The organism is Bradyrhizobium sp. MOS003 (assembly GCF_003020125.1).
GTDB lineage: Bacteria > Pseudomonadota > Alphaproteobacteria > Rhizobiales > Xanthobacteraceae > Bradyrhizobium.
In genome coordinates this window covers 49,550-72,205 of record NZ_PYFW01000011.1, presented here as the reverse complement: position 1 = coordinate 72,205, position 22,656 = coordinate 49,550, and the positions used below count along the sequence as shown (strand labels likewise).

General features: G+C 65.0%; 21 protein-coding genes. 7 read left to right on the top strand and 14 right to left on the bottom strand.

The genetic code is table 11. The features are described 5' to 3' along the window. The first annotated feature begins 116 nt into the window (after positions 1-116). Genes lpxA through lpxB form a run of 3 tightly spaced genes read left to right on the top strand, consistent with a single transcriptional unit; the run spans position 117 to position 2,966 of the window. On the top strand, positions 117-908 hold the full coding sequence (lpxA, locus tag C7G42_RS30960; RefSeq protein WP_106952676.1) for an acyl-ACP--UDP-N-acetylglucosamine O-acyltransferase: 792 nt from the start codon (positions 117-119) through the stop codon (positions 906-908). 19 nt (positions 909-927) lie between these two features. Continuing rightward, entirely contained in the window at positions 928-1,785 is an 858-nt protein-coding gene (locus tag C7G42_RS30955; protein WP_158537648.1) for an LpxI family protein, read from the top strand. Then, positions 1,782-2,966: a lipid-A-disaccharide synthase gene (gene lpxB / locus C7G42_RS30950; RefSeq protein ID WP_106952674.1), complete on the top strand. Its 1,185-nt coding sequence runs from the start codon at positions 1,782-1,784 to the stop codon at positions 2,964-2,966. Before C7G42_RS30955 ends, lpxB begins: the two co-directional genes overlap by 4 nt. A 78-nt stretch (positions 2,967-3,044) precedes the next feature. On the opposite strand, the gene C7G42_RS30945 is transcribed toward lpxB, so the two are convergent. The 11 genes from C7G42_RS30945 to gltX form a co-directional block, all read right to left on the bottom strand. Beyond that, complete coding sequence (locus C7G42_RS30945; protein WP_106952673.1) at positions 3,045-3,608, bottom strand: hypothetical protein; 564 nt, start codon at positions 3,606-3,608, stop codon at positions 3,045-3,047. A gap of 22 nt (positions 3,609-3,630) precedes the next feature. Continuing rightward, the gene (locus C7G42_RS35990; protein ID WP_245428077.1) at positions 3,631-4,491 is read right to left on the bottom strand and encodes a tetratricopeptide repeat protein; all 861 of its coding nucleotides are present in this window, start codon (positions 4,489-4,491) and stop codon (positions 3,631-3,633) included. Then, entirely contained in the window at positions 4,451-5,233 is a 783-nt protein-coding gene (locus C7G42_RS35985) for a hypothetical protein (RefSeq protein WP_245428075.1), read from the bottom strand. Before C7G42_RS35985 ends, C7G42_RS35990 begins: the two co-directional genes overlap by 41 nt. 284 nt (positions 5,234-5,517) lie before the next feature. Further along, positions 5,518-6,285, bottom strand: coding sequence for an SDR family NAD(P)-dependent oxidoreductase (locus tag C7G42_RS30935; protein WP_106952672.1), 768 nt, complete (start codon positions 6,283-6,285; stop codon positions 5,518-5,520). Further along, a complete protein-coding gene (locus C7G42_RS30930; RefSeq protein WP_106952671.1) occupies positions 6,282-7,391 on the bottom strand; it encodes an ABC transporter ATP-binding protein in 1,110 nt (369 codons plus the stop codon). The genes C7G42_RS30935 and C7G42_RS30930 overlap by 4 nt, the downstream gene beginning before the upstream one ends. Before the next feature lie 10 nt (positions 7,392-7,401). Then, a complete protein-coding gene (locus tag C7G42_RS30925; protein ID WP_199581231.1) occupies positions 7,402-8,259 on the bottom strand; it encodes a carbohydrate ABC transporter permease in 858 nt (285 codons plus the stop codon). Then, entirely contained in the window at positions 8,252-9,157 is a 906-nt protein-coding gene (locus C7G42_RS30920; protein WP_106952763.1) for a carbohydrate ABC transporter permease, read from the bottom strand. Before C7G42_RS30920 ends, C7G42_RS30925 begins: the two co-directional genes overlap by 8 nt. Before the next feature lie 14 nt (positions 9,158-9,171). Beyond that, positions 9,172-10,458 (bottom strand): ABC transporter substrate-binding protein, encoded by a 1,287-nt coding sequence (locus C7G42_RS30915; protein WP_106952669.1) that lies wholly within the window; start codon positions 10,456-10,458, stop codon positions 9,172-9,174. Positions 10,459-10,516: 58 nt separating this feature from the next. Beyond that, positions 10,517-11,695 (bottom strand): ROK family transcriptional regulator, encoded by a 1,179-nt coding sequence (locus tag C7G42_RS30910; protein ID WP_199581230.1) that lies wholly within the window; start codon positions 11,693-11,695, stop codon positions 10,517-10,519. Positions 11,696-11,909: 214 nt separating this feature from the next. Beyond that, a complete protein-coding gene (gltA, locus tag C7G42_RS30905) occupies positions 11,910-13,214 on the bottom strand; it encodes a citrate synthase (RefSeq protein WP_106952667.1) in 1,305 nt (434 codons plus the stop codon). 146 nt (positions 13,215-13,360) lie between these two features. Further along, positions 13,361-14,788 (bottom strand): glutamate--tRNA ligase, encoded by a 1,428-nt coding sequence (gltX, locus tag C7G42_RS30900; protein ID WP_106952666.1) that lies wholly within the window; start codon positions 14,786-14,788, stop codon positions 13,361-13,363. 144 nt (positions 14,789-14,932) lie between these two features. On the opposite strand from gltX, the gene C7G42_RS30895 reads away from it, so the two are divergent. From C7G42_RS30895 to C7G42_RS30880, 4 genes are all read left to right on the top strand, one after another. Beyond that, positions 14,933-16,609: a glutamine--tRNA ligase/YqeY domain fusion protein gene (locus C7G42_RS30895; protein WP_106952665.1), complete on the top strand. Its 1,677-nt coding sequence runs from the start codon at positions 14,933-14,935 to the stop codon at positions 16,607-16,609. Positions 16,610-16,613: 4 nt separating this feature from the next. Continuing rightward, entirely contained in the window at positions 16,614-17,000 is a 387-nt protein-coding gene (locus C7G42_RS30890; protein ID WP_106952664.1) for a nuclear transport factor 2 family protein, read from the top strand. 184 nt (positions 17,001-17,184) lie between these two features. After that, positions 17,185-17,418, top strand: coding sequence for a DUF2171 domain-containing protein (locus C7G42_RS30885; RefSeq protein ID WP_106952663.1), 234 nt, complete (start codon positions 17,185-17,187; stop codon positions 17,416-17,418). A gap of 96 nt (positions 17,419-17,514) precedes the next feature. Beyond that, positions 17,515-19,656 carry a ComEC/Rec2 family competence protein gene (locus C7G42_RS30880; protein ID WP_106952662.1) on the top strand — a complete coding sequence of 714 codons (2,142 nt, stop codon included), beginning with the start codon at positions 17,515-17,517 and terminating at the stop codon, positions 19,654-19,656. An 8-nt stretch (positions 19,657-19,664) separates the two neighbouring features. On the opposite strand, the gene C7G42_RS35555 is transcribed toward C7G42_RS30880, so the two are convergent. The 3 genes from C7G42_RS35555 to C7G42_RS30865 form a co-directional block, all read right to left on the bottom strand. Continuing rightward, entirely contained in the window at positions 19,665-20,093 is a 429-nt protein-coding gene (locus C7G42_RS35555; protein WP_162308572.1) for a hypothetical protein, read from the bottom strand. A gap of 441 nt (positions 20,094-20,534) precedes the next feature. Further along, the gene (gene lexA, locus C7G42_RS30870) at positions 20,535-21,236 is read right to left on the bottom strand and encodes a transcriptional repressor LexA (protein ID WP_106952762.1); all 702 of its coding nucleotides are present in this window, start codon (positions 21,234-21,236) and stop codon (positions 20,535-20,537) included. Between the two features lie 175 nt (positions 21,237-21,411). After that, complete coding sequence (locus C7G42_RS30865) at positions 21,412-22,623, bottom strand: molybdopterin molybdotransferase MoeA (protein WP_106952661.1); 1,212 nt, start codon at positions 22,621-22,623, stop codon at positions 21,412-21,414. Positions 22,624-22,656 lie beyond the last annotated feature (33 nt).

Genomic DNA, 22,656 nt, shown 5'->3' with positions numbered 1-22,656 from the left:
CCGAAACACGCCGAGATGATACGTCACTGGACAGATTGGGCATAGTCGCGCTAACCACCGGAAAGTTGAGCGACTTCAACACCTAATCAGACCTTCTTGATGAGTCAGATTGCTTGATGAGTAAGATTGATCCTACCGCGCGGGTCGAGGACGGCGCCGTGATCGGCGAGGGCACCGAGATCGGGCCCTTCTGCATCATCGGCCCCCACGTCGTGATCGGCAAGAACTGCAAGCTGATCGGTCATGTGCACATCACGGCGCACACCATCATCGGCGACGATAGCACCATCTACCCCTTTGCCTCGCTCGGCACGCCGCCGCAGTCGCTGTCCTATCGGGGCGAGCTGACCAGGCTCACCATCGGCTCGGGCTGCACCATCCGGGAATCCGTGACCATGAATGCCGGCACCGTCGCCGGCGGCGGCATCACCACGGTCGGCGACCGCGGCTATTTCATGAACTGCAGCCATGTCGGCCATGACTGCCATGTCGGCAATGACGTGATCTTCGCGACCTCGGCGACGCTCGGCGGTCACGCCGAGATCGGTGACTTCGTCTTCATCGGCGGCCTGTCCGCGGTGCACCAGTTTACCCGCATCGGGCCGCAGGTCATGGTCGGCGGCGTCTGCGGCGTGCGCGACGACATCATTCCGTTCGGGCTGGTCAACGGCCAGTATGCGGCGCTGGAAGGCCTCAACATCATCGGCATGAAGCGGCGCAAGTTCACCAAGCAGCGGCTGGCGACGGTGCGCGGGTTCTATCAGAAACTCTTCCATGGCCCCGGTACCTTCGCCGAGCGGCTGGAGGCATCGAGGCCGCTCGCGGGCGAAGATCCTGCGATCGCCGAAATTCTCGACTTCATCGGCAAGGGCAAGCGCCCGCTATGTCTTCCCGCCATCGGAAAGTGATCCGGGGATGGCCGCGGACATGACATCGGCGGCGTCGGAGATTGCATCGCCGGTCGGCATCGTCGCCGGCGGCGGCGCGATGCCGTTCGCGGTCGCCGACTCGCTCGCCGCCCGCGGGATCACGCCGGTGCTGTTTCCGCTGCGTGGGGCCTGTGATCCGGCGCAGGTGGAGAAGTTCCGCCATCGCTGGATCTCGGTCGGCCAGCTCGGGCGTGCCATGCGACTGTTCCGCGAGGAGGGCTGCCGCGACCTGATCTTCATCGGCACGCTGGTACGGCCCTCGCTGACCGAAATAAGGTTCGACGTCACGACGCTGCGCTTGCTCGGCAACGTCATCCGCGCCTTCCGCGGCGGCGACGATCATCTGCTGTCCGGCGTCGGCCGCATCATCGAGCAGGGCGGCTTTCGCATGGTCGGCATCAAGGACGTCGCGCCCGACCTGCTGATGCCCGAGGGCTGCATCAGCCGCGCCTGGCCGAACGACAACAGCAAGACCGACATTGCGCGCGGTCGCGCAGTGCTGACGGCGCTCGGCCCGTTCGACATCGGCCAGGCCGTGGTGGTGATCGACGGCCATGTGGTGGCGGTCGAAGACATCGAGGGCACCGACGCGCTGCTCGCGCGCGTCGCACGGCTGCGCGAGGAGGGGCGCATTCGCGCGGCCGCCGGCCGCGGCGTGCTGGTCAAGGCGCCGAAGAGCGGCCAGGATCTACGCTTCGACCTGCCGACGATCGGTCCGCGCACGCTCGAAGGTGTCGCGGCGGCCGGCCTCGCGGGCCTCGCCGTCATTGCCGGCAACACCATCGCCGCCGAGCCGCAGGCGATGATCGCGCTGGCCGACGCCAAATATCTCTTCGTCATCGGTCTGCCGGCGTGATGCAGTCGCGCGATCCCAAGTGCAAGATATTCCTGATCGCCACGGAGGAATCCGGCGACCGGCTCGGCAGCGCCTTGATGAAGGTGCTGCGCCAGCGCCTCGGTGACGGCGTGCAATTCGTCGGCGTCGGCGGCCGGACCATGGCGCGCGAAGGGCTCGAATCGCTGTTTGCGATCGAGGATCTGTCCATCGTCGGCTTCGCCGCGGTTGTGCAGCAATTGCCGAAAATTCTGCGGCTGATCCGCCAGACGGCCGACGCCGTGACCGAGGCCGCGCCGGACGCGCTCGTCATCATCGACAGCCCCGATTTCACCCATCGCGTCGCCCGCCGCGTGCGCGCGACGAATCCGGCGATCCCGGTCGTCGATTACGTCTCCCCGCAGCTCTGGGCGTGGCGGCCGGGGCGGGCGCGGACCATGCTCGGTTATGTCGACCATGTACTCGGTCTCCTGCCGTTCGAGCCGGAGGAGTACCGCAAGCTCGGCGGACCGCCCTGCAGCTATGTCGGCCATCCCTTGGTCGAGCAATTGCCCTCGCTGCGACCGAACGCGGAGGAGCAGGCGCGCCGCGATGGCGAGCCGCCGGTGCTGCTGGTCCTGCCCGGCAGCCGTCGCAGCGAGGTCCGGCACCACCTCGACGTCTTCGGCGCGACGCTCGGTCGCTTGCAGGCCGAAGGCCGCGCGTTCGAACTGGTGCTGCCGACGATGCCGCATCTGGAAGCCACCATCCGCGAAGGCGTCGCGAGCTGGCCGGTCAAGCCAAGGATCGTGACCGGCGAAAACGAGAAGCGCGCCGTGTTCCGCGTCGCGCGTGCGGCGCTGGCCAAATCCGGTACGGTGACGCTGGAGCTCGCACTATCGGGGATCCCGATGGTGACGGCCTATCGCGTCGGCGCAATCGAGGCCTTCATCCTGCGTCGCGCGATCCGCGTGTCCTCGGTGATCCTCGCCAATCTCGTGATCGGGAGGGATGTCATTCCGGAGTTCCTTCAGGAGGATTGCACGCCGGAGAAGCTGGCGCCGGCGCTTCGTGATGTGCTGACGGATTCCCCGCTGCGGCGGCAGCAGGTCGAGGCGTTTGCCCAGCTCGATCGGATCATGTCGACCGGCAACAAGTCACCGAGCGTGCTGGCGGCCGACATCGTGCTGGCGACGATGCGCAAGGGCAGGGCAACGAGCTAGGGCGGGCCGAGCGCGATCCCTTGAAGAAAATAAACAGACTTATCCTTCTGCAAGCGTAGGAAGGCGAATCGCCCCGAGTCACAAGCCGAGTGCGATCTCTGCCCATTGCAACATGCGGCCGCTATTGAGGAACGTAAGCACCGTCGGCTCCAGGGACGCGGGCGCGTCCGATCCAGCCAAAACCACCGCGGCCACCATGTCGCAGCGCTGATTGAATGCTAGTGAAAGCGCGGTCTTCCTGCTCCCCTCGATGCGATAGGCCCGACTGCGGCCGCGCATCGGGCCGACAATGATCTCGTGACCGGCCCCGACCGGGGTTGCCTTGCCGATCAGCGCCAGGTCGCCCATCTGCTCCAAGTCGCCATCGTCGGCGACGCCCGTGGCGCAATTGCAAAAGCCCAGCTTGGCGCGAACGTAGAGCTGGACCTCGGTGCCGCAATCAGCCGCCTTGCAGCGGAACGCCCTTCCTTTTCCCCAGGGGTCTGTGGCGAAAGGCCAGTCGGCCTCCGTCCACGCCGGGCGGATCTCGCCCGATGCCGTCGCGCGCGCCGCTTCGCCGGATCGCAACATCCAGACCGCAGCAACTGCGCAAAGCACTGCCATAGCTGCGCTGATCGCGACGAATTTGCTTGTCACGCGCATGGAAACTGCCGCGGCACTCCTCCTAATTCTGGGCCATGAACCTTCGTGCCGCCGCGAGGTCCTCGCGCGAGGAGTCTCCATTCCGCGCCATGTCGACAACCCTCGCATAGTACTGGCGCGCCTTCACGGCGTCCCCCGATTTCTCGGCGGCGTGAGCAGCGCCGATCGTCGCGCCGAAGCGGTTCGGCTCCTTGCGCATGGTGCTTTCGAACGCCGCCAACGCTTCCCTCGCCATGCCGCGCTCGAGCAGCATGGTCCCATAAAGCTCGCGTGCCGGGGCAAGCGGGCCCGGCGTCACGATAGATTTTTCGGTTTTGTCTTCGGCATCGGCCGCAAGGCGCATCGCTTCCAGGGCGTCCGCTTGTTTTCCCTGGGTATTGAGCTGCCAGGCCGTGGCGACCTGCCACTGAATGTCGACGATCTCAGCCCAATAGGCATCCTTGTCCTGCTGCAACTTGTCTCGCAGCTCTGCCAGTTTGGCGATGTCCGCCGTTGCTGCGTCTGCATTGCCGGTTCGTGCGGCGCCAAGGGCGCGGGCGAAATGGGTAATCGCATCGACATAGGCGAACCGGCTCGGCTCGACCTTCAGAGCAGCAGCACCCTGCCAATCGCCGCGTTCGACCATAAAGCGCGCCTGACTGGCTGCTATGGCGTAAGGACCGGCCCGGACGGCCGGCGCAAAGCCGGTGGTCGCAAGCATGTCCCCGATGACATCGCGGGCTCGATTGTCCTGCGCAAGCTGGAGCAGGGCGTAAACCATGTAGTCGTTGGCGTGCAGCTGCTCGCTGGGATCTCTGCCTTCCTTTGCAGCTTTGGCAGAACGGCTATTGGCCTCGATGGATTCATTCCAGTAGCCGACGCGCGTGAAGATGTGCGACGGCATATGCAAGGCGTGCGGCGCGGCGGGCGCGATCTCGGAATAGCGCTTGGCAGCGTCGAGCCCTTGCTCTGCTATCGCCGGATAGTCGTACAGGTGAATCAGGTAATGCGCGACCCCCGGGGTGCCGCGGCTGCCGCTTGAAGATAGGTTCCAGAATGGCCGCGCCCTTGAGCTGGTTGGCGTAGGTCTTGTCGCTTGGTGACGCCGTGACGTTGAGCGTGATGGCGTAGGCGATCTGCGCCTCGTCATCATCGGGATAGCGGGCGGCGACGGCTTCGGTTGCCTTCAGATAGGCCTGCGCGCGCTGGCCAAACGTCGTCTTTTCGTCGCCCGAATAGAAGGCCAGCAGCGCGTCGATATAGTCACGTTCGCGCTCGCTCTTGGCGCCGAGTGCCTTGGCCTTCTGCAGCGCAGCGAGGCCGGCGGCGAGATTTTCCTTCGGCGCCGGAAAATGCGGATTGTACAGCAGGCTCAGGGCAATGCCCCAATGGGCGATCGCGCATTCCGGATCGGCCTGCAAGGTCTCCTCGAAGATCTCTTTAGCCGGACGGTACCAGAACGAGTGCTGATAGCGCATGCCGCGGTCAAAGCGGCGCTGCGCGACTTCATTGCAGGTGGTCTGGAAGTGGACTTTGCCGAACTGCTCGTCGGTCCCGTCCTCGCCGCGGGCCGCTGGCATGGAGGAAAGCGACACCGGGATAGCAAGGACGAGAAGTGAGACGGTTCTCAAGGCGAGCGCGCGCATCGGGCCCTCCGTTTCTGTCCAGAAGAGTTTGGTTTAGATGGCGCCGATAAAGGCGGGCGCCGAAGTTCGCACTGCTGAAATGAGCGATGGCAATCGTTGTTGCGAGGATTTGCCCATTCGTGATGCGAGTCAATAGGAACGGGAAGTTTGTATAAGGGAAGCAAGCCTGTCTAACCGCGATCGCCGGTGGCCTTCCATCACGATGGATGCTGGAGAACCAGACGGTGATACGAACGTTGGCAGGCTTCGGAAGCAGCCTCTGTACGATCTTCGCGGATACGAGGTTAGGTGAGGCCTGCATCCACGCGAAAACACTGACTGGTGATGCGCTGGCTTTCGTCGGAGGCCAGGAACAGCGCCATGTTGGCGATGTCCTCCGGCGTCACGGCATCCGGAACGGCCTGGCGTGAGCGCATCTCGGCGATGACCTTCTCGTCCGGATACCACAGCCGGCGCTGGCGCTCGGTGATGACCATGCCCGGTGCAATCGCATTGACGCGGATGCGCTCGTGGCCGACCGATCGTGCCAGCGAGTTGGTGAACCCGACGATCGCCGCCTTGGCCGCGGCATAGACCGGCAGCGCCGGGGCACCGCGCATCCAGGCGATCGACGACATGTTGATGATCGAGCCGCCGCCGCGCGCCTGCATCTGCGGCACGACGGCCTGCGCGGCAAAGAAGACGTGCTTGAGATTGACGCCGATCGTCCAGTCGAACTCGGCGGGCGTCACTTCGCTCAGCACCTGGCGCTGATCGTTGGCGGCATTGTTGACGAGGACTGCGGCATCGCCGAGCGATCGGTGCACCTGTGCCATGGCGGCGCGCAAGGCTTCGATGTCGAGGAGGTCGCAGGGCACGAACAAGGGCGCGGTTTCGGTCGCAGCGCTCACCTCCGAGACCAACGCCCTGCCGGCCGCTTCATCGACGTCGAGGAACGCCACGCGCGCTCCCTGGCCCGCGAAGGCGCGCACGAAGGCGGCCCCGATGCCGCTGGCACCGCCGGTGATCAGTACGACGCGGTCAGCAAGTCCGGCATAGTTCGTCTTTGTCATGCGATCAGTCGCTCCGTCTCGGGGTCGAACAGGCAGATGCGGCGCGTATCGAGCGCGAAGGGGGCCGCCATCCCCGGCGGCGGGCGGATGTCCGGCGTGATGCGCGCCAGCGCGGACTCGCCGCCGAGCCGCAGCAGCACGATGGTTTCGGCGCCGGTGGGCTCGACCATCTCCACCGGCGCGTGGACGACGATGGGCGCATCGGCGGAGAACACGCGGTTGCCCTCCGCGATGCATTCCGGCCTGATCCCGAACACCACCTCGCGCCCGAGATACGGCGCCGCCGCATCGTATCCCTGCAGGCGGAGGCGAACCTCGTCCGGTCGCCCTGCGCCGATCACGACCACGGGCCCGCCGGCGTCTGCCTCGAGCCGCGCCGGCATGGTGTTCATCGGAGGCGAGCCCATGAAGCGCGCGACGAACAGATTGGCGGGATAGCGGTACACAGTGTCAGGATCGGCAAACTGCTGCACCACGCCGCGATGCATCACGGCGATCCGCGTCGCCATCGTCATCGCCTCGATCTGGTCGTGGGTGACATAGATGATGGTCGCGCCGATGCGCTGGTGCAGCCGCTTGATCTCCATCCGCATCTCGACGCGCAGTTTCGCGTCGAGATTGGACAGCGGCTCGTCGAACAGGAAGAGCAGGGGATCACGCACCAGCGCGCGGCCCATCGCCACGCGCTGGCGCTGGCCGCCGGACAATTGCGAGGGTTTGCGGCCGAGCAGCGGCTCGATCTGGAGCAGTCTGGCGACGTTCGCGACCGCCTTGTCCTGCTCGGCCTTGGGTACGTGACGGCATTCCATGCCGAAAGTGATGTTCTGGCGTACCGTCATCGACGGGTAGAGCGCGTAGGACTGGAACACCATGGCGATGTCGCGGTCTTTCGGCGGGACGTCGTTGACGACGCGCCCGCCGATCTCGACGGTCCCTGCGCTTGGATGATCGAGCCCGGCAACGATATTGAGCAAGGTGGACTTGCCGCAGCCGGACGGGCCGACCAGCACCGTGAACTCGCCGCTTTCGATGTCGAGATCGATCCCCTTCAGCACCTCGAGATTGGCGTAGCGCTTCGACAGGGTGCGAATGCTCAGTGCTGCCATGACAACTCCATCACTTCACGGCCCCGGCAGTCAGGCCGCGGACGAAGTATTTGCCGCCGAGGAGATAGATCAACAGCGTCGGAAGCGCCGCGATGATCACTGCGGCGCTCTGCACGCCATGCTGCGGGATGTCTGCGACGGCGGCGGACAGCGCGATGAGAGCGGCGGTGACGGGCTGCTGCTGGCCGCTCGTGAACGTTACGCCATAGAGAAACTCGTTCCAGATATGCGTGAACTGCCAGATCACGGTGACCACCAGGATCGGACCAGAGAGCGGCAGGATGATGCGCCAGAAGATGCGGAAGAACCCGGCGCCGTCGATGCGGGCGGCCCTGATCAATTCGTGGGGAATGGCGACATAATAGTTGCGGCAGAACAGCGTGGTGAAGGAGAGCCCCTGGATGGTGTGGATCAGCACGAGGCCGGCCAGCGTGTTGATGAGACCGATGTCTCGCAGTACGATGGTCCAGGGCAGCAGGCGCATCTGCTGGGGAAGGAACAGGCCCAGCGTCACGATGCCGTAGATCCAGGTGTCGCCGCGAAAACGCCAGAGCGACACGGCGTAGCCGGCGATCGCACCGAGCAGGGTCGAGAAGATCGTCGCAGGGGTGGTGACGAGCGCGGAATTCAGCATGTACGGCCGGATGCCGGCGCAGGTCTCGGCGACGCAGAAGCCGCTCCACGCCGTCAAATAGTTGCTCCAGGCCCAATGCTGCGGCCAGCCGATCATCGAGCCCTGCGCGATCTCCTCGTTGCTGCGGAGCGAATTCAGCACGACGACGGCGAGCGGCGCGAGCCATGCTGCTGCGATCAGCAGGACGACGAGGTAGATCAGGATCCGGCTTGGTGCAAAGGAGCGGTCACGCATGGGCGGCCCGCCGTCGCTGGACATATCGCCACGCCGCATAGGGCAGCAGCACCGCGAGCAGAATGAGCAGCATGAGGACTGCCGCCGCCGCGCCCCGGCCGAGCAGGCTGCGCTGGAACATCAGGTCGTAGACGACGAGTGCCGGCAGCTGGGTCGCGATTCCCGGGCCGCCATTGGTGAGCGCGCGGACGAGGTCGAACGTCGAAATCGCGAACTGCAACTGGATCACGACGACGGTGATGGTGATAGGCCAAAGCGACGGCAGAATGATGCGGCGGTAGATTCGAACTGGCCCGGCCCCGTCGATCTGCGCCGCCTTGATGATGTCGGTGTCGACGGACCGGAGGCCGGCAAGGAACAGCGCCATGGCGAAGCCCGAGGATTGCCAGATCGCCGCGATCACGATGGTCCAGATCGCCATGTCGCGGTCGATCAGCCAGTCGAACTTGAAGGAGGTCCAGCCGAGGTCGTGGACCAGCTTCTGGATTCCAAGGCCGGGATTGAGCAGCCAGCTCCAGACGGTGCCGGTGACCACGAACGACACCGCGAGGGGATAGAGGAAGATCGACCGCAGCACGTTCTCGCCGCGAATGCGCTGGTCGAGCAGGATCGCGAGGGCGAGGCCGGTCGCCGCGCTCAGCAGCACGAAAGCGCTGCCGAACAGCAGCAGATTGTCGAAAGCGATTTGCCAGTTTCGTGATGCCAGGACTGACGAGTAGTTGCGCAACCCCACCCAGCCCGAAACTGGAACGAGCGTGGACGGCGTGAACGAGATCCAGATCGTCCACAGCGAGAACGACACGAGGTGCGCGGCGGACAGCAGCAGCGGCACCCAGATCATCAGATATTCGGGCAGCCGGCGCACCCATTCGGGAAGCGCCGGCCGGACCGGTTTCATCGTGGCGACATTGCTCAACGCGCGCCCTCAACGGCGTCGGCGAGACGGGTGGCCGCCTGCTCCGGCTTGATCGTCTTGTTCTTCACGTATTCGGTGATCACGTCGATCATCGCGGCCGTCATGCCGTTCTCCTGCGCCATGTTGTGCGCCATGCTGAGGAGGGCTTGATTGCTGGCGATAGCGCTTTTGAGGGCGGCCGAGGTCGTTCGTTGCCCTTCGGACCAGCCCTCGCCGGACAGATCGACATCGGTGCGCACGGGGATCGATCCCGTGATCTGCGAATACATGGTCTGGATCGCGGGATCCATGACGAGTTGGGCCATGAGCGTCTGGCCGGCTTGCAGGTCCGCCTCCTTGCGTTGCCAGAAGATGAAGGCGTCGGCGTTCAGCAGGAACACCGGTTTACCATTGTCGCTCGGGCCCGGCGCGATCGTGAAGTCTTCGAACTTGAAGCCGGCATTGCGCAGCACGCCCTGCGCCCAGCCGCCCATGATCATCATGCCCATATCGCCGTCGACGAAGCGCTTGAGGTTGGTCGAGAAGTGTTGGGCGCCGACATTGGGATCCATCCAGTCGGCGATCTTGCGCACCTGCGCGAACGCGGCCTTGATCTCGGGTCCCTCGAGCGCCTTCTTGTCGAGATTCATGATGGCGGCGCGATAGGCTGCGGGGCTGATGCCGGCGAGCGCAGCTTCGAATTTCTGCCCGTCGTCCGGACGGGTGCCACCGTTGGCGATGGGAGAGGCGACACCGCCCGCCTTCATCTTCTCAGCGAGATCGTTGAAGTCAGCCCAAGTGACGGGGATCTTGTCGGCTTTGGCCTTGTCCATCGCACGCTTGGACAGGAACAGCATATTGGTGCTGTAGATCTGCAGCGGCAGTGCGATCCACTTGCCGGCGGGCTTGTGCAGCTTCGCAAGGTCGGGCGCGACGACCTTCTCGTAGCCGGCGGCGGCGACGACGGCGTCGAGATCGACCGTCGGCGCGATCTTCGACCAGGCTGCGATCTCGGGACCCTTGAGCTGCGAGCAGGCCGGCGGATCGCCGGCCATGATCTGAGCGCGCAGCTTGTTCATCATCTCGGTGGTGAACCCGGGAACTGGCGAGTGCTGCCAAACCCCGCCTTTCTCCTCGAATTTCTTCCCGAGCGCGGTAATGGCCGCCCCATCGCTGCCCGCGGACCATTGCGAGATCGCGGTCAGGCGCGGCTTGACCGCGCCTTGCGCGCGGGCAAAGGCCGGCAGTGCGAGCGCGGCGGCAGATCCAGCGAGCAGTCGGCGCCTTGTTGTCGTGATCGGCATGGCAGTTCCTCCCGGTGTGAATTCTCTTTGCGCGTGAGCCGCACAGCTTCAGGCCATGTCAGGCGGCCTCCGTCGACGCGGCCGGCATGCCGCCGCGGCAGGCGAGGCAGAATGCGGCGAAGGCCAGTGCGGCCCTGGGATCATTGCCGTTCGACGGCGGCACGAAGGCCAGCGACACCCGCGCATGCTCGCGGCCGCCGAGCAGGCAGGCATCGACCCCGTCGACCAGGGCTTTCCGATCGCCCTCGGCAAGGAGCGAGGGCCAGCCGGAGATGGCGACGCCGTGACAGGGCTTGACGTTCAGCGTGTTGCCGATCGCGAGCCCAAGGCGATACAGGCGATGCCGCAGCTCCTGGCGCACGCGCGAGGAGATCGGGATCGCGGTGACCCAATCGTTGCCGAGCTGGAGCAATTCCGGCTCGGGCACGCCGAGAAGCTCGGCCAGCGCCGGAAGCGACGTATAGGCCTCGACACAGCCGATGTGGCCGCAGCGACAGCGCGGTCCGCCTTCGCCAAACACCATGTGACCGAGCTCGATCGGCTGGAGCGCGTCGGTCTCGACAGGATCATCCATCCAGGCGCCCGCAACGCCATGGCTGACAAAGACGAACAGGTGCGTGTCGTTGAACGGATAGTTTTCCGTGCGGCAACGATGGAATGTGGCGTGCGCCACGACCGAATTGGTGAATTCGACGGGCACGCCGGCGAACATCTCGCCGAACATGTCGCTAATGCGCCCGACGTCACAGGGGATGATGGGGTTGACCGAGGCGCTGAGCCGGCCGAGGCCCGGAACGGAGACGCCGACCTGCGAGAGGACGACGCGGCGGCGCCGCGTCCAGTCGCGCAACAATGTCATCGCTTCGCGAAACACCCGGCCCACGGTCTCGACGGTCGGCGTCTTCGGCAGCGGCACGCGTTCAGCGTAGTGCAATTCGCCCGACAGGCCGCCGACGCCGACGCCGAGGTGCTGCGCCGTCAGCTCGAAGGCCGCGAGCGCGACCGAGCCGTCGAGGGACACCAGGCCGGTCGGGCCGCCGACGTAAGGGGCAGGGCGCCGCACTTCCTCGATCAGACCTTCGGCCTTCAGGTCAAGCAGGATACGCGACAGGCTCGCTTCCGAGAGGCGCACGGCCTTGGCCAGCGGCGGGCGAAACGAGCCGCCCGACTGAAGCAGATGAGTCAAAATGGCAGCACGCGTCTGCCGCCGACTTCTCGGCTGCTCTGGCATTTCCATCCCTGTCGTCATTCTTACTTAGTGTAAGAATTTGCGCGCGGAGCGCTCTGACTGTCAAGGCGTTTGCGGCCGCAAGCGTGGACTTGTTGTTGTGCGCGGCAGCATCGGGAGTCGGCCGATCGGTCCCTGGGCTTGCCCTCGACAAGCGCATGCACAAACAAAAACGGCGCCATCCTGCGATGGCGCCGTTTCGAAAGCCGTATCGGCTTGGATCTTACTTGCGATCCTTGATCGCGACGTAGTCGCGCTTGGTGACGCCGGTGTAGAGCTGGCGCGGACGGCCGATCTTCTGCTGGGGATCCTCGATCATCTCGCTCCACTGGCTGATCCAGCCGACGGTGCGGGCGACTGCGAACAGCACGGTGAACATCGAGACCGGGAAGCCCATCGCCTTCAGCGTGATGCCCGAATAGAAGTCGACGTTCGGGTAGAGCTTGCGGTCGATGAAGTACTGGTCGCTGAGCGCGATCCGCTCGAGCTCGAGCGCCACCTTCAGCATCGGATCGTCGCCATGGCCGGTCTCCTTGAGCACGGCGTGACACATCTTCTGCATGATCTTGGCGCGCGGATCGTAGTTCTTGTAGACGCGGTGCCCGAAGCCCATCAGGCGGACTTCGCTGTTCTTGTCCTTCACCTTGGCGATGAATTCGGGGATCTTGTCCACGGTGCCGATCTCGGCGAGCATCGCAAGCGCTGCTTCGTTGGCGCCGCCATGCGCCGGGCCCCAGAGGCAGGCGATGCCGGCGGCGATGCAGGCGAACGGGTTGGCGCCGGAGGAGCCGGCGATGCGCACCGTCGAGGTCGAGGCGTTCTGCTCGTGGTCGGCATGCAGGATGAAGATCTTGTCCAGCGCTTCAGCGAGCACCGGATTCATCTTGTAGTCCTCGCACGGCACGGCGAAGCACATGTGCAGGAAGTTCTCGGCGAACTTGAGCGAGTTCTTCGGGTACACGAAGGGCTGGCCGACCGTGTACTTGTAGGCCATAGCAGCCAAGGTCGGGATCTTCGCGATCATGCGCATGGAAGCGATCATGCGCTGCTTGGGATCGTTGATGTCGGTGGAGTCGTGATAGAACGCGGCGAGCGCGCCGACTGCGGCCACCATGATTGCCATCGGATGGGCGTCGCGGCGGAAGCCCTGGAAGAAGCGGGCCATCTGCTCGTGCACCATCGTGTGATGGATCACGCGGTCGTCGAAATCCTTCTTCTGCGCGGCGGTCGGCAGTTCCCCGAACAGCAGGAGATAGCAGGTCTCGAGGAAGTCACCGTTCTCGGCGAGCTGCTCGATCGGATAGCCGCGGTATTCCAGCACGCCCGCGTCGCCGTCGATATAGGTGATCTTGGACTGGCAGCTCGCGGTGGAGGTGAAGCCGGGATCGTAGGTGAACAGGCCGGACTGGCCGTAGAGCTTGCCGATATCGATGACATCAGGCCCGACGCTGCCGCTATGGATCGGGAGATCGTAGTTCTTGTTTCCGACCGTCAGTGTAGCGGTCTTATTGCTTGATTTTGCGTCCATCAGAGGTCCCCGATGTATGGTGAAACGGGCCGGAGCCGGAGGCCCCTTTGAGAGATGATGGGGCAGGCCGGATGTTCCAGAAGGTACGGGGGAGATGGGTATATTATTGCTGTGTGCGCTGCAAGATCACCGCACGCATGCTCGACTTACGTCGTAGACTGATCCTTAAGCCGGCCGAGGCTTTCCTGGCGTCCCAGGACGTCCAAAACCTCAAATATACCAGGCGACGTCGTCCGCCCGGTCAGCGCGGCCCGCAAGGGTTGGGCGACCGCGCCCAGCTTGAGACTATTTTCCTCGGCAAAAGCACGTAGCGCGGCTTCGGTGGCCGCGCCGCTCCACGTCTCGACTTTCTCCAGCGCGGAATGTAGCTGGCCGATCAGCTTGCGGTTCTCTGGCGTCAGCAGCGCTTGCGCCTTGGGATCGAGCTCCAGCGGCCGGTCAGCGAAGATGAAATAGGCGCTGTCGATCAGCTCGATCAGCGTCTTGGCGCGCTCCTTCAGGGCCGGCATGGCCTTGAGAAGCTGGGCGCGCGTGGTGTCGTTTAACTTGGCCTTAAGCTCGTCGCGCGCGGGCACGAGATGGTCGAGCACGTCCTCGAACATCTTCACGAGTGATTGATCGTCGGCGTGGCGGATGTAGTGGCCGTTGAGGTTTTCCAGCTTGGCGAAATCGAACCGGGCGGCGGCGCGGCCGACGCTGGCGAGGTCGAACGCGGCGATCATCTCCTCGGTCGAGAAGATCTCCTGGTCGCCATGGCTCCAGCCGAGCCGGACGAGGTAATTGCGTAGCGCTGCCGGCAAATATCCCATGGCGCGGTAAGCGTCGACGCCGAGCGCACCGTGGCGCTTGGAGAGCTTCGAGCCGTCCGGGCCGTGGATCAACGGGATGTGGGACATGCTCGGCAGCGCCCAGCCCATCGCATCGTAGATCTGCTTCTGGCGCGCGGCGTTGATCAGATGGTCGTCGCCGCGAATGACGTGGGTGACGCCCATGTCGTGGTCGTCCACCACCACGGCGAGCATGTAGGTCGGGTTGCCATCGCCGCGCAAAAGCACGAGGTCGTCGAGATTCTCGTTCTGCCAGACCACGCGGCCCTGGACCTGGTCCTCGATCACGGTCTCGCCGGTCTGCGGCGCGCGGAGCCGGATGGTCGGCTTGACGTCGGATGGGGCTGTCGCGGGATCGCGGTCGCGCCACAGGCCGTCATAGAGGCGGGTGCGGCCCTCGGCGCGTGCCTTCTCGCGCATGGCAGTCAGCTCCTCGGCGGTGGCGTAGCAGCGGTAGGCCTTGCCCTCGGCGAGCAGCTGCTCGGCGACCTCGCGGTGGCGGGCGGCGCGGCTGAACTGGTAGATGACCTCGCCGTCCCAGCCGAGCTCGAGCCATTTCAGGCCGTCGAGGATGGCGCCGATCGCGGCCTCGGTGGAGCGCTCCCGGTCGGTGTCCTCGATCCGGAGCAGCATCTTGCCGCCGTGCTTCTTCGCATAGAGCCAGTTGAACAGCGCCGTGCGGGCGCCCCCGATATGGAGGAAGCCGGTCGGGGAGGGAGCAAAGCGGGTGACGACGGGGGAGGTCATTCTTGGCAGGGCCTATGCATTGGAGGCGGTGGTATATAACAGGACCGGCGCATAACTAAAGCCCGGCAGCGGACCGCTTAAGGCCTTGGCTCAGCCAAGCGAATTTGGCAGAAGGACCGCTGATTTCCCTACAGGATTTTCCTAATGACAGAACCGGTGGCGACTGAGGTTGGGCGCGATTTCATTCGTGACATCATCCAGGCCGACCTCGATCAGGCCAAGTACAAGGAGATCGTGACCCGGTTCCCGCCGGAGCCGAACGGCTATCTGCATATCGGCCACGCCAAGTCGATCGCGCTCAATTTCGGCATCGCCCAGGAGTTTCCGGGTCGCTGCCATCTGCGCTTCGATGACACCAATCCGGTCAAGGAAGAGCAGGAATATATCGATTCCATCCAGGCTGACGTGCGCTGGCTCGGCTTCGACTGGGGCAAGAACCTGTTTTTCGCCTCCGACTATTTCGACCGCCTGTACGAATGGGCCGAGAAGCTGATCCGCGACGGCCTTGCTTATGTCGACGACCAGTCCCAGGAGGAAATCCGCCAGGCGCGCGGTACGCTGACCGAGCCCGGCAAGAACTCGCCGTTCCGCGACCGCAGCGTGGACGAAAACCTCGACCTGTTCCGGCGGATGAAGGCCGGCGAATTCCCGAACGGCGCGCGCGTGCTGCGGGCCAAGATCGACATGGCCGCCGGCAACATCAATCTGCGCGACCCCGTGCTCTATCGCATCCTGCACGCGCATCATCCGCGCACCGGCACCAAGTGGCACATCTATCCGAGCTACGATTATGCGCATGGCCAGTCGGATGCGATCGAGGGCATCACGCATTCGATCTGCACCCTGGAGTTCGAGGACCACCGGCCGCTCTACGACTGGTTCATCGAAAAACTGCCGGTGCCGTCGAAGCCGCATCAGTACGAATTCGCGCGGCTCAACCTTACCTATACGCTGCTGTCCAAGCGCGTCCTGACCCAACTCGTGCGCGACGGACATGTCGCGGGCTGGGACGATCCGCGCATGCCGACCATGGCGGGGATGCGCCGCCGCGGCGTGCCGCCGGCGGCTTTACGCGAATTCGTCAAGCGCATCGGCGTTGCCAAGGCCAACAGCGTGGTCGACGTCGGCATGCTCGAGTTCTGCATCCGCGAGGAGCTGAACCGCACATCGCAGCGTCGCATGGGCGTGCTGCGGCCGCTGAAGGTTGTGATCGAAAACTATCCGGAAGGGGAGACCGAGGAGCTCGAGGCGATCAACCATCCTGACTATCCCTCGGCCGGCACGCGCAAGATAACCTTCGGGCGCGAGCTCTATATCGAGCAGGACGACTTCATGGAAAATCCGCCCAAGAAGTTCTTCCGCCTGTCGCCGGGCAACGAGGTGCGGCTGCGCTACGCCTATTTCGTCAAGTGCACCGGCGTGATCAAGAACGACAAGGGCGAGGTGGTCGAGCTGCGCTGCACCTATGATCCCGCAACCAAGGGCGGCAACGCGCCCGACGGCCGCAAGGTGAAGGCGACCATGCACTGGCTGCCGGCCGTGAATTCGGTGCCCGCGGAGATCCGCATCTACACTCAGCTGTTCGCCAATCCGAGCCCGGACGCATCGAACTTCGCCGCCGATCTCAATCCGAACTCACTGGAGATCCTGGCCGAGGCGCGGATCGAGGCATCGGTTGCAGAAAGCAATTCGGCCGAGCCGATGCAGTTCGAGCGCCAGGGCTATTTCGTGCGCGACAAGGACTCCACGCCCGGCAAGCCGGTGTTCTCGCGCACCATCGGCCTGCGTGACACGTTCGCGAAGGAAGTCGCGAAGGGCTGATCACATGAGCAACGAAGCCGACGCCGTCGTTTCCACCATCATCGCGAAATGGCGCGCCGGCTTCGCGACGCTCGACGCGGCCGCGCTGTCGTCGCTGTATTCGAACAACGCGTTCTTTTTCGGCTCCAACCCGAAGCTCTATCGGGGCAGGGATGGCGTCGCCGATTATTTCAACGGCCTGCCGCGCTGGCGCAAACCGAGTGCCGTGTTCTCCGACGTGAACGCAGCGCAAGCCGGCCCCGATCTGATCAACATGGCCGCGACCATCTCGTTCGACCTCGCCGGCGAGCGGGACGATCTCGTCGTCAAGATGAGCTGGGTCATCGTCCGCGAGGACGGCGACTGGAAGATCGTCAATCACCACGCCTCGGCGAAGGCGCCACTGATCTAGCGCTCGCGTGACTTCACTAGTCTCGTCATTCCGGGATGGCCCTATGGGCCATGCCTGGAATCCATAACCCCGGCTGCGGGTTATGGATTCCGGGCTCGCGCCAAGTGGCGCGCCCCGGAATGACAGAAAAATACGAACTCAAGCTATTGCCGCGCGTTGACGTGGATCCAAACAAGGAACCACCATGCAAAATATCGCAGAGCATATGGAAGTGATCGGCGCCGACGGCGTCCATGTCGGTACCGTCGACAAGGTCGAAGGCAATCGCATCAAGCTGACCAAGAAGGACAGCGGCGAGGGCAGCCACAAGGGCCACCATCACTTCATCGACAAGGGCCTCGTCGCCGGTGTCGAGGGCAACAAGGTGCGGCTTTCTGCCGAGGCGGACGTGGCCGTGACCATGGAAGAGGAAAAGTAGAGCGCGGCCGCCCTCGTTCTCGGTCTGTACCGCTATTTGCCCCCTCGCACGTTCCGGTAGCCTCCGCGCCAGTCGCGTCGCGTAAGGTGCAGGGGGATGGCGGAGCCGGGCCGGCCAGTACGGGCTCAGGGAGTTGCCGGGACGTGGCCGGTCAACCGTGCTGCACCGGCCGGCGGCTTCGCGCCGGCGGGCGTTGGCGCTTGGCCGGCAATCGTCGAGAAGCTACGCGCATGGGCCCGCGCCGAGGCCGGTGCGGGGCGGCTGTTTGCGCCTGCGATCATGATCGCAGCGGTCGCTTCCGGCTTTGCCGTAGCAACCTGGAAGACGACGCGCATCAGTCACCCCGTGCTGGCCAAGCCGCTCTATTCGGTGTCGCTGTCGGGTTTCGTCGAGGCCCGCGACATCCGCGAGCGCACCGATCGTTTCGTGCTGCGCGTCACCGCGATGGAGGCCCAGCGCAGCGAGGTCAAGCTGGAGCGCGTCCGCCTGTCGGTGCGCAAGGGCACTGCGCCCGAGGTCGGCAGCTTCGTGCAGCTCAAGGCGCGGCTGATGCCGCCGCTCTCACCGGTACGCCCCGGCAGCTACGATTTTTCGCGCGACATGTTCTTTCAGGGCATCGGTGCCTCCGGCTTCGTCATGGGCGCGATCACCGCTTCGATCCCGCCCGATGCCGGCGGCCTGCGGCTGCGTTATGCCGCCTTCATGCAGGGCCTGCGCGATGCGATCGACGCCCGCATCCGCGCCACGCTCGAGGGCGACAACCGCGCGATCGCGACAGCGCTGCTGACCGGGCGGCGCGATGCGATTTCCACGCCGGTCAACGACGCGATGTTCATCTCGGGGCTCGGGCACGTGCTCTCGATTTCCGGCTATCACATGGCGGTGGTCGCAGGCGTCGTCTTCTTCGCGGTGCGCGCTCTGCTGGCCTTGATCCCGGGACTGGCGGCCGGCTTCGCCATCAAGAAATGGTCGGCCGCGGCGGCGCTGGTCGCGGCTGCGTTCTATCTGCTTTTGTCCGGCGCGGAGGTCGCGACGCAAAGATCGTTCTTCATGACGGCGGTGGTGCTGATCGCAGTGATGGTCGATCGCCGCGCCATCACCTTCCGCACGCTCGCCGTGGCAGCGCTGATCGTGCTCGCGGTCGCGCCGGAGGCGCTGGTGCATCCGAGCTTTCAGATGTCGTTCGCCGCGACGCTCGGACTCGTCGCGCTGGTGCAGATCGGCATGCCGAACCTGTTGTCCTCGCCCGACCATTCGGCGACCGCGCGCGTCGCGATGTGGGGCGGCCGCGAGATCGCGATGCTGTTCCTGGCCTCGCTGATCGCGGGGCTTGCGACCACGCCCTACGCCGCCTTCCACTTCCACCGCGTCACACCCTACGGCGTGCTCGCCAATCTCGGCGCAATGCCGGTGGTTTCGGCGCTGGTGATGCCGGCCGGGCTGCTGGGCCTGCTCGCGGCACCGTTCGGGCTCGACGGCGTGTTCTGGTGGCTGATGGGGATCGGCATCGACTGGATGGTCGTGGTCTCGCGCTGGGTGGCGGCATTGCCGGGCGCGGTCGGCCGCATCCCCGCATTCGGCATCGCGCCGCTGATCGCAGCGAGTCTGGGGATCATCGTGATGGGCCTGTTGCGCACGCCCTTGCGCTGGTGCGGCGCCGTGGTGCTGCTGGCTGCCATCGCCTGGGGGCTGTCGGTGCGGCAGCCCGATATCCTGATCGCCGGGGACGGTGCGAGCGTCGCGGTGAGGGGCGGGGACGGACGCTTGCATCTGATCAGGACGGGCAAGGACAGTTTCCTGCTGAAGGAATGGCTGTCTGCCGACGCCGATCCACGCGATGCCGGCAGTGGCGCGCTGGCAAGCGGCATATCGTGCGACGAGTCCGGCTGCGTCACGCCCCTCGCCGACGGTCGGCTGGTCGCGCTGGCTTCGCGCATCGATGCGCTGGCGGATGATTGCAGCCGGGCCGCACTGGTCGTGACGTCACGGTCCGCGCCGCCTGATTGTGCGGCTATGGTGGTGGATCGGCACCGGCTCGTTCGCCAGGGCGCGCTGGCACTGACGCAGCGTGGCGACGGCTTTTCGGTTCAGGCGGTGAGGGCGAGGGGCACAAACCGTCCCTGGTCGCCGGCGGCTGCCGGCGAGGGAGATTTCGAAGGAGCACTCATGCCCAGGGCAGCGGCTCCGCGCAGCAAGGATGCGACCCCCGCGGAGGCCGATCTTCAGGCGGAGGACTAAAGTCCCTGTCAGCCGATCGGCAGTCGCGTGACCGTCGGGCGGCTGTCGGCGATGATCTCACGGTTGCGCTCGCTGACCGGCTGGGTCACCGGCAGTTGCAGCACGGTTGCACGCTGGCCTTCGACGAGCTGCGTCACCAGCACGGATTTGCCGTCCGGGAATTCGATCGCGTCGTGATGGCGATCGGGAATGTGCGGATCGATCTTGCCGAACTTGCCGACGCGGGAGTTGACGGTGCGCGTCCAGATCCAGCGGTTGTCGTAACGGACGTTGTCGGCGAAGGCGAGCTCCGTTCCCGGCAGCAGGCAGACCGCGACGGAGAGATCGGCTTCGGAGGCGAAGCCGCGGGTCGAGGTGCCGCGGAACGTTGTCGTGACGATCGTCTCGCCGACTTCTGCGGGGCGCGTCGCGACGGCATGCAGGCTGTAGTCACACATCGGGTGCTCCTCAATGCAGCGATAGCGACCCGCACCTCTTTCGGAGGCGCACGCCCCTATCAGAGTGGAAGCACGTGACGGTCTGCCCGGTTGTAGGCAAATCTGCGGCTCGGATCGCCGAGCCGAGATCACATTATCTTTCCCGAATTCAATAGGAACAAAGTTGGCGCGCTTGCATTTGGCAGGCGCGTGTCGGCTTCCTGCAGGCGTAGCCAAAGTGCTCAAACAGAATGATCGCGTCGTGGGGGAAAAGCGAGGCAATGCTTCTTCGCGCGCCCGGCCGATGATGCCGCTGCGGAGAATGGGCCGGATAGTCTGTGCAATACCAGAAAGACTATCCAGCCGGAGCGGACCATCATCCGCTCCAATCTCTGATCGGCGATGCCGATCGAAGCCGCGCGCACGAGGCGCAAACGACGTCTTGATCGAGGACTTCCGAACCTAGTACTTGCGGTACAGCCCGATCAGCTTGCCCTGAATCTTCACGCGGTTCGGCGGCAGGATGCGCACCTCATACGCGGCATTGGCGGGCTCCAGCGCGATCGAGGCGCCGCGGCGGCGGAAGCGCTTGAGTGTAGCTTCCTCGTCGTCGATCAGCGCCACGACAATGTCGCCGGTATCGGCGCTTTCGTTGCGCTGGATCAGCGCCATGTCGCCGTCGAGGATGCCGGCCTCGACCATGGAATCGCCGCGCACTTCGAGCGCGTAGTGTTCGCCGGAGCCGAGCATGTCGGGCGGCACGCTGATGGTGTGGCTGCGGGTCTGCAACGCCTCGATCGGGGTGCCGGCCGCGATGCGGCCCATCACGGGCACGGCAACGGGCCGCTCGCCCTCGTCTGCGGACGGGCTGGAGCTCGCGCGTATTTTGCCGAGATTGCCCTCGATGACGCTTGGCGTGAAGCCGCGTCGGGTGCCGGCGGCAGCCTGGAGCTCCGGCAGCTTGATCACTTCGATGGCCCGGGCGCGGTTGGGCAGGCGGCGAATGAAGCCGCGCTCCTCGAGCGCGGTGATCAGGCGGTGGATGCCCGACTTCGAGCGCAGGTCGAGCGCATCCTTCATCTCGTCGAAGGACGGCGGCACGCCGCTTTCCTTCAAGCGTTCGCTGATGAACCGCAGAAGCTCGTATTGTTTGCGCGTTAGCATCTCGACCAAAGTCCCCCGGTTGATGTCGTTCGATTTCGAGACGATGAGTTCAGCGATAAGCCGCTACATCTCGAAACAAATCATGAACAGACACTATATGTTCGATACATGTTCCGCAACTGCTTAATTTAGCGTGAACAGAACGAAGCGCGCGGAATGGGTGTGGCCGCGCAGGTCAGACGGGGAGCCGCAGGACCTCGCAAGGGCTACCGGCCTCGGCCTTTGGCGCAAACGGTGCGCGCACGAGAAGTACCTGTGCCGCAGCAAGATTCGCAAGCAGAGAGGAATCTTGATGGCTGACGGGAAGAGCGACGAGCGTGCCGTCGTCGCGCAGCTCCAGGCGCGCGCGTAAGTAATCCTCGCGCTGGTCGTTGGCACCGAGATCGCGACCCAGCACGGCGCGCTCGCGATGATGATGAATCACCGAGCGGCCCGACAGCGCGCGAATCAGCGGGACCATGAACAGGAAGGCGCAGACGTAAGAGGACACGGGATTGCCGGGCAGGCCGATCACGCCCATCGCCCCCAACCGTCCGTGCATCATCGGCTTGCCGGGCCGCATCGCGATCTTCCAGAACGCCATCGCGATGCCTTCGTCCTTGAGCGCCTGCTGGACCAGGTCGTGGTCGCCGACCGATGCGCCCCCGGTCGTGACCAGGATGTCGGCGCCGCTCTCGCGCGCGCGGCGGATGCCGGCGGTGGTGGCGGCGAGCGTGTCGGCGGCGATGCCGAGGTCGATCGTCTCGGCCCCTTCCTGTCTGGCGAGCGCATGCAGGGCGTAGCCGTTGGAATAGACGATCTGGCCGTGCCCGGGTGTGGCGCCCGGCATCACCAGCTCGTCACCGGTGGCGAGGATCGCGACCTTCGGGCGGCGGCAGACGGCGAGATGCGGATGGTTCATTGCCGCTGCGAGCGCGAGATCGCGCTCCGTTAGAAGTGTCCCCTTGCGCAGAAGGACATCCCCCTCTCGGAAATCGACGCCGGCGGGGCGGATGTGCCGCCCCACCATCGCGGCTTCCTTGATCGTTATTTGCCCCCCTTCGGCGATCGTGTCCTCCTGGATCACGACCGCGTCCGCGCCGTCGGGAACGACACCGCCCGTGAAGATCCGCACGGCTTCGCCGGCGCCGACCTGTCCTGTGAACGGACGGCCCGCTGCGACCTCACCAATGACAGTCAACCTGGAATCGATCGCAGCCGCGTCGGCCGCGCGCACGGCGTAGCCGTCCATCGCCGACATGGCTTGCGGGGGCTGCGTGCGCCGCGCGGCGACGTCACGCGCGAGCACCCGGTGGTGGGCTTCGTCGAGCGAAACCATCTGCTCAGGCAGCGGCTCAACGCCCGCCAGCACCGCGGCGAGGGCGTCGGAAACCGGCATCAAGGCCACGGCGAAACTCCTGCTCGGCACGTTCGGACGACA